This is a genomic window from Mesorhizobium sp. M1295, from assembly GCF_040318135.1.
Taxonomy (GTDB): Bacteria; Pseudomonadota; Alphaproteobacteria; order Rhizobiales; family Rhizobiaceae; genus Mesorhizobium.
In genome coordinates, this window is the sequence record NZ_JAMYLU010000024.1 from 83,734 (window position 1) to 90,407 (window position 6,674).

General features: G+C 61.0%; 4 protein-coding genes. All 4 read left to right on the forward strand.

The window, feature by feature from the left end; genetic code table 11:
* Window positions 1-129: 129 nt before the first annotated feature.
* The 4 genes from NKH29_RS26640 to NKH29_RS26655 all read left to right on the forward strand — a co-directional run bounded on the left by NKH29_RS26640 (window position 130) and on the right by NKH29_RS26655 (window position 6,251).
* Window positions 130-2,319 carry a Z1 domain-containing protein gene (locus tag NKH29_RS26640; protein WP_353000967.1) on the forward strand — a complete coding sequence of 730 codons (2,190 nt, stop codon included), beginning with the start codon at window positions 130-132 and terminating at the stop codon, window positions 2,317-2,319.
* Window positions 2,316-3,299, forward strand: coding sequence for a PD-(D/E)XK motif protein (locus tag NKH29_RS26645; RefSeq protein WP_353000969.1), 984 nt, complete (start codon window positions 2,316-2,318; stop codon window positions 3,297-3,299). Before NKH29_RS26640 ends, NKH29_RS26645 begins: the two co-directional genes overlap by 4 nt.
* A gap of 454 nt (window positions 3,300-3,753) precedes the next feature.
* Window positions 3,754-5,484: an adenylate/guanylate cyclase domain-containing protein gene (locus tag NKH29_RS26650; protein ID WP_353000971.1), complete on the forward strand. Its 1,731-nt coding sequence runs from the start codon at window positions 3,754-3,756 to the stop codon at window positions 5,482-5,484.
* Between the two features lie 230 nt (window positions 5,485-5,714).
* Entirely contained in the window at window positions 5,715-6,251 is a 537-nt protein-coding gene (locus NKH29_RS26655) for a dihydrofolate reductase family protein (RefSeq protein ID WP_353000973.1), read from the forward strand.
* The last annotated feature ends 423 nt before the right edge of the window (window positions 6,252-6,674 follow it).

The following is a 6,674-nucleotide window of genomic DNA, read 5'->3' on the forward strand; positions in this document are numbered from 1 at the left end:
ACCCCTAGCTGGACAGACGATCTCCCACCCGCGCCAGAGGGCGCATGGGGTCGCCTGGAGCGTCGTCTAAGGGCGGGAGGCCGGTGGCTGGCGGAACCGCTGGCGAGCCTGGCTTCAGAATCTGCGCGGGTGCTGCGCCACCTGCCCGACCCTCGAAAGCCGGAGCCCTTTCAGGGACGCGGTCTGGTCGTCGGTTACGTCCAGAGCGGCAAAACGGCCAACTATACCGCCCTTTCGGCACGCGCCGTCGACGCGGGCTATCGCCTGATCATTGTCCTTTCTGGCATACACGACGCCCTTCGCAACCAGACTCAAGCTCGGCTCGAGCGTGAGCTGGTCGGTCAGGGGGAGAGTGGTGGGCCGGCTTGGACGGTACTCACAGGCGAGACCGAAGATTTCAGAGACCCGGGTGTCGATTTCCTTGTACAACCTGGCGTCTTCTTAATCGTTGCCAAGAAGATCGTCCCTGTTCTCGAGCGCCTGGATGCGTGGCTAAAGACGGCGGGACCCTTGCTCGACGCCCTACCCATGCTTCTGATTGATGACGAGGCCGATCAGGCATCGATTAATACCCGCAGCAATCGCGCGCCGGACCCGTCGATGGATGACGAAGAGGAGGAGCCGGCACGAAGCCGCGACGGACCCACGCCCACTAACTCATTGATCCGCTCACTCCTCGGTCGTGCGACCAAGGCGGCCTATGTGGCCTACACAGCCACGCCTTTCGCCAACATCCTTATCGACCCATCCGCAACCGACCGACGGGTAGGCGACGACCTGTTCCCGAGGGACTTTGCGCTGCAGCTGCCCAGGCCCGAAGGCTATACGGGGACCGAAGAATTATTCGGCGTTAGTGCGCAGGGGCGGGACGTCTTTCGCCGCGTTGAAGACGAAGACGTCAGTGAACTGAAGCGAGCGGCGCGACGTCGGTCAGCCGCTCCGGTGGTTGCCGGCCCCCAGCAGGTACTTTTGCCGGACTCGCTTGCCGACGCGTTGATCGCCTTCTGTCTGGCAGGGGCGGTCCGCGAGCACCGGACCGGCTTGGCCGGCGAGCCTCATACCATGCTCGTCCATGTGAGTTCTCGCGTCCGGGATCAGGAGCGCGTAGCGGAGGCAATACGTTGTCAGCAGACTCTCTGGCTTGAGGCCCTGCGCCAAGGGCAGGACCTCAATGATTTATTCCGCGAGCAACTTGATCTTTGTTTTCGAGGTGTTGAACTGCCGGCTAGTCCGGAAGAAGTCGCCGCCGCGGCGCTCGAGGTGCTAAGGCGCGTCGATGTAGTCGAGCTCAACAGCGCCACCGGCGAGAACCTAGAGTATGATATGCGGCCAGATCGCCACGTTGTAGCGGTTGGCGGTAACCGCCTGTCTCGAGGTCTTACCCTGGAAGGGCTAACGATCTCGTATTTCCTTCGCACGGCCACTATGGCCGACACTCTGCTGCAGATGGCCCGCTGGTATGGTTTCCGCACGGACTATGAGGACCTAATTCGTATTTGGACGACAGACGGCATCGCCCATTGGTTCACGGAGTTGGCACTCGTCGAGCAGTCCCTAAGAGATAGTCTGCAGGCACTCTATCGCGCGGGCCGGCGGCCTTCGGAGATGGCGATCCGGCTCCGGGCTCACAGCGGCCTCCTCCTAACAGCACGCAACAAGTCTGTCATGGCAGAGACGCTTCGGGAGTCTTGGTCGGGCGAGCATCCCCAGACGGTCATCCTTCCGCTCAGGGATCCGGTGCGTCTGCAGGCCAATCGCCTCCTGGCGGACCGACTCGTCGCGATGGCAGCTCCAGGCCGTGAACTGTCCGGCGGCTGGATTTTCCGAGACCTGTCGCCAGAGATCGTATGCGACTTCCTTAGGGCCTATCAGACGCATCCGGACACCGTCGCTCTCAGGGGCGACGACATCGCCGACTGGATCATGCGGCGCGTGGCCGAAGGTGAGTTGACTGAGTGGTCCCTGTTTCTGACCGGGGCACATGATGGTGCGTCTGTTGAAATCGGAGGTGTCTCCAACCGCCTAGTGACGCGATCACGAAACAGTGCCGAGAGTATCGGAATCCTCATTGACCCTCGTCACGAGGGTGTCGATGTGGTGGGGGGGGCCGACGCCTTCCGCCGTGCATCTGGTAACTTTGACGCCGAAGCCATGCGTGCCGCTCGACCGGCCACTCAGGGACTGCTGCTCCTCTACCCACTAAACCCGGCGCCGTTGGAGGCACCGGGTGTCGACGCGGTTATTGCTATCGCGCTTAGCCTGCCGCAGACGTCGGATGGTCGATCGAACGCTATCGTCAATCGGGGTGTGGTCGGGTGAACAGCGAAGCCCTGATCGCAGCTTGGCGGGATCTGCGTGCCCGGAGGCCTCCCGGGGAAGAATTAAGCCCAACCACGACAGTCACACACTACGATGAGGAGACTGGCTTGGAACTGGCGGTCGACGCCGCTGGTGCGCTCCATCTGCTGGCCCCTGTAGCTGGTGCACCCAACCGCGAACTGCCACCGGATTACAACGGCCTTCGACTGCGCCAAGCCCGCCTAGGGGAAACGGAATGCCTCGACCTGCAGTCGCCTGCGGCGCATGAAGCTATGTTCGCCGCCCTCTGCGGCCAAGTCATCGAGGCCATTCATGGGGAGGGCCGCGACCCCTGGGCTGTCGCTATATCGATTGTGCGCAGCTGGCAATCCGCATGGAGACCGCTCCGTCAGCCGATGTCTCACAGAGAGCAGATTGGCTTAGTGGGTGAACTTCTGATGCTGCAGGTAGTGTGGCTTCCGGCGCTCGGGTCTGATGCAGTCTACCTCTGGAGCGGGCCTGACAAAGAACGTCACGACTTCGTCAGCGACCAAGTCCACATGGAGGTCAAAGCGACAACTCGCAGTCGTCATGAGCACGAAATTTCGCGAGTGGACCAGCTGATCGCACCCGAAGGCCGCAGGCTTCTTTTCGCCTCGGTCCAGTTAGAGGAGTCTACGGCTGGTGCGACGTCGCTCGCCACTCTTATCGACGCTGTGATTGACGATATTCGCCGCGACGCAGCCGCCATCGACGGTTTCATGACGCGGCTGAACGCACTGAACTGGTCAGATGAAATGCGCCGCTCGCCCGACCTTGTACGGTTTCACATCAGGGATGTGCAAATTTTCGAAGTCGATGAGGAATTTCCGAGCCTACCACAGGATTTTCAGCTTCCTCCGGGCGTCCTGTCAATCCGTTATACTATCAGCTTAGCTAACCTGCCTGTTTTGGATTCTGCCGAGGTCCTAGCCGATATTTCTTCTCTCGCGTATAGCTGAGCCCGCGCCGTACGTCCTCTGACAGAAGGAAACCCGCCATGCCAAACTCATCATCACCGAATTCATCAGCGTCGATGGCATTGCCGAGGTCGAGAAGCTGCCGGGCGTGACCTGGAACGCTGAAATGCAAAATTCAAGGACGACGAGCTTGCCGACAGCGGCGCCATGCTTCTGGGGCGCACGACCTATGAGATCTTTGCCGGCTCGTGGCCCAAGGAGACCGGAGATTTTGCCGACCGGTTCAACGCGCTGCTGAATATATCGCCTCGACGAGCTTGACGCCGCGCGGATCCCTCCCGCCATTGATGCGAGTTCGCAGCCACCTGGCGGAAGGCGGAGGGTTCTGATCCGCCCTTTCTTGCTGCTGCTGTAAAAGACGTCTTGATTCAGCCACAAGCCCAAATTGCTGGATTTGGCAGCCTAGGAAGGATAAGCTTGGTTTTTGGTTCAAGCGATGGAACAGAGACTAGCCGCAATTCTGGCTGCCGATATGGCGGGCTACAGTCGGCTAATGGAGGCCGACGAATCCGGCACGCTCGCACGTCTTCGGACCCATCGCATAGAACTGGTCGATCCCGCCATCGCTAAGAACAAGGGCCGGATCATCAAGACCACCGGAGACGGCATGCTCGTTGAGTTCCAGAGCGTGACCGATGCCGTGAAATGCGCCGTGGAAATCCAACAGCGCATGAAACGGCGCAATTCGGATGTGCCGCAAGAACGGCGTATCGAATTCAGGATCGGCATAAATCTCGGCGACATCATTTTCGACGATGACGACATTTTCGGCGACGGCGTCAATATTGCCTCGCGCATCGAGCAGCTCGCCGACGTCGGCGGTATCTGCGTGACCGCAGCGGTGGCGACCCAAATTGCCGACCGTCTCGAAATTGCCATGGAGGACCTGGGCGAGAAGACGTTAAAGAACATCAGCCGCCCGGTTCGCCTCTATCGCGTTGGGTTTGACAGTCCTGTCCTGCCACAAGTCGAGGCAAAGCGATCCATCTCGAAACCTTCGATAGTGGTGCTGCCATTCAGCAACATGAGCGGCGACCCCGAGCAGGAATTTTTCGCGGACGGACTGACCGAGGACATCATCACCGAACTGTCCCGCCACCATGAGTTGTTCGTCATCTCGCGCAATTCCGCCTTCGTCTACAAGAACCGCGCCGTGAATGTGCGCGAGGTGGCCGAGAAACTCGACGTCCAATACCTGGTGGAGGGAAGCGTCCGCAAGATCGGCGACAGGGTGCGCGTGACGGTTCAGCTCATCGACACGGCGAATGACGCTCATATCTGGGCAGACAAATATGACCGGAAGCTGGTCGACATATTCGCGATTCAAGACGAGGTGACCGCGGCGATCGCAGCCACGCTGCCGGGCCGTGTCGAGGCGGCTCAGCGGGACCAGCTCGCGCGGGCGAAACCTGCAAACATGGCCGCGTATGAATGTGTGCTTGCTGCCAAGGTGCTGCATCACCGAAGCACGATTGCGGATAATGAACGCGCGCAAACCTTGATAGAGAGGGCCGTCACGCTCGACCCCGATTACGCCCATGCCCATGCCTGGCGGGCCTGCATTCTTGGCCAGGCCTGGGTCCATAACTGGTGCGAAGACAGGGATGCCGTCTGGAACAACATTTCGGCAGCGCTGGACAGGGCGCTGGCGCTGGACAACAACGATGCCGATGTCCACCGCATCCTCGCGGCAGTGAACGTGAACAACAATGAGCTGACCACAGCGCGCTACCACCAAGAGCGGGCGCTGGCCCTCAATCCCAATTACGACCTCGTGGTGGTGCAGCAAGGCGAGTTATTGACGTGGCTGGGGAGGCCGGAAGAGGGAATTGAATGGATCCGCAAGGCAATGCAGTTGAACCCGCACCACCCGGAGAGGTTCTGGAGCCATCTGGGAAAGGCGCATTTTGCCGCGCGCCAGTATGGCGAGGCGATCGAAGCTTTCATGCATCTGTCAACCATGGACTCGGTTCAGCACGCTTTCGCCGCTGCCTGCTACGGCTGGCTCGGCGACGAAATCGCGGCCGCGGCGCATCTAGGCAAGATCAGAACGCTCGATCCCCAATTCGACCTCGATTCATTTATCGCCACCCTGCACTATGCCCAGGAGTCTGATGTGCAGCACGTCCGCGAAGGACTGCTGAAAGCCGGTATTGCCAACTTGTAGGCAGCCCGTAACTACTAACCAGACCCGATAGGGGACAGGCAAAAAGACCGCCCCCCACCCGACGCGGACCTTGTGGCATGGCCGAACGACGGGCGGCTTAGGGAGCAGAGGCGGCCATCGCTCTTTGGAAGCGAACCGGGGAAAGCCCTCCCCCTGAAAAAGCGGCGCGCTAGTTGATGGCGCAGTTCGCATAAGGCCCGCACGGCCGCCCCAACAGAAGGGAACCCGCCATGAGAAAACTCATCATCACCGAATTCATCAGCGTCGATGGGATTGCCGAGGTTGAAAAGCTGCCGAGCGTGGCCTGGAACGATGAAATGCAAAAATTCAAGGACGACGAGCTTGCCGACAGCGGCGCCATGCTTTTGGGGCGCACGACTTATCAGATCTTTGCCGGCTCGTGGCCCAAGGAAACCGGAGACTTCGCCGACCGGTTCAACGCGCTGCCGAAATATATCGCCTCGACCAACTTGACGGCGCTCGACTGGCAGCCGGCCGAGTTGCTGCAGGGCGCCTTGCCGGACGCCGTCAGAGGGCTGAAGCAAGGCAGCGGCGGCAACATCTATGTGCATGGCAGCCTCAGCGTCGCGCAGGAATTGCTGCGCCATGGCCTCGTCGACCGCATCAGGCTGCTCAGCTACCCCGGTGCCGTCGGCCAGGGCAAGCTGCTGTTCCCGCCCGGCGCGCAATTGCCGCTCGAGCTGGTGTTTGCCAGGCAATTCAGCAACGGCGTGGTGGCGCTGGAGTATGCGGCGGGGAAGGCGTGATGAGCCAATCTCCCCCTCGTGGGGGAGATGCCCGGCAGGGCAGAGGGGGGCGCGAAAGAACGCCGGCCTTCGTTTCAACGTGTGATGAGCTGGAACTTGCGCGGGTACGCTAATGCCATCGACTGATAGGTCGGCGGGACAGCGCCCCCCTCTGGCCTGCCGGCCATCTCCCCACGTGGGGGGAGATCGCGGCTTCCGCCTTGGCGCTCATCCTGCAACGCTGGCGAAAGCGCCGATGACAGCCAATCTCCCCCCTGAGGGTCCCCTTGAGGGGGAGATGCCCGGCAGGGCAGAGGGGGGCGCGAAAGAACGCCGGCCTTCGTTTCAACTGTAGCAATCGCATAGGGGCAAGTGCCCCCTCACCCGGATTGCCATCCGAATTGCGAAGGGCAATTCGGGGCAATCCGACCTCTCCCCGAGGGG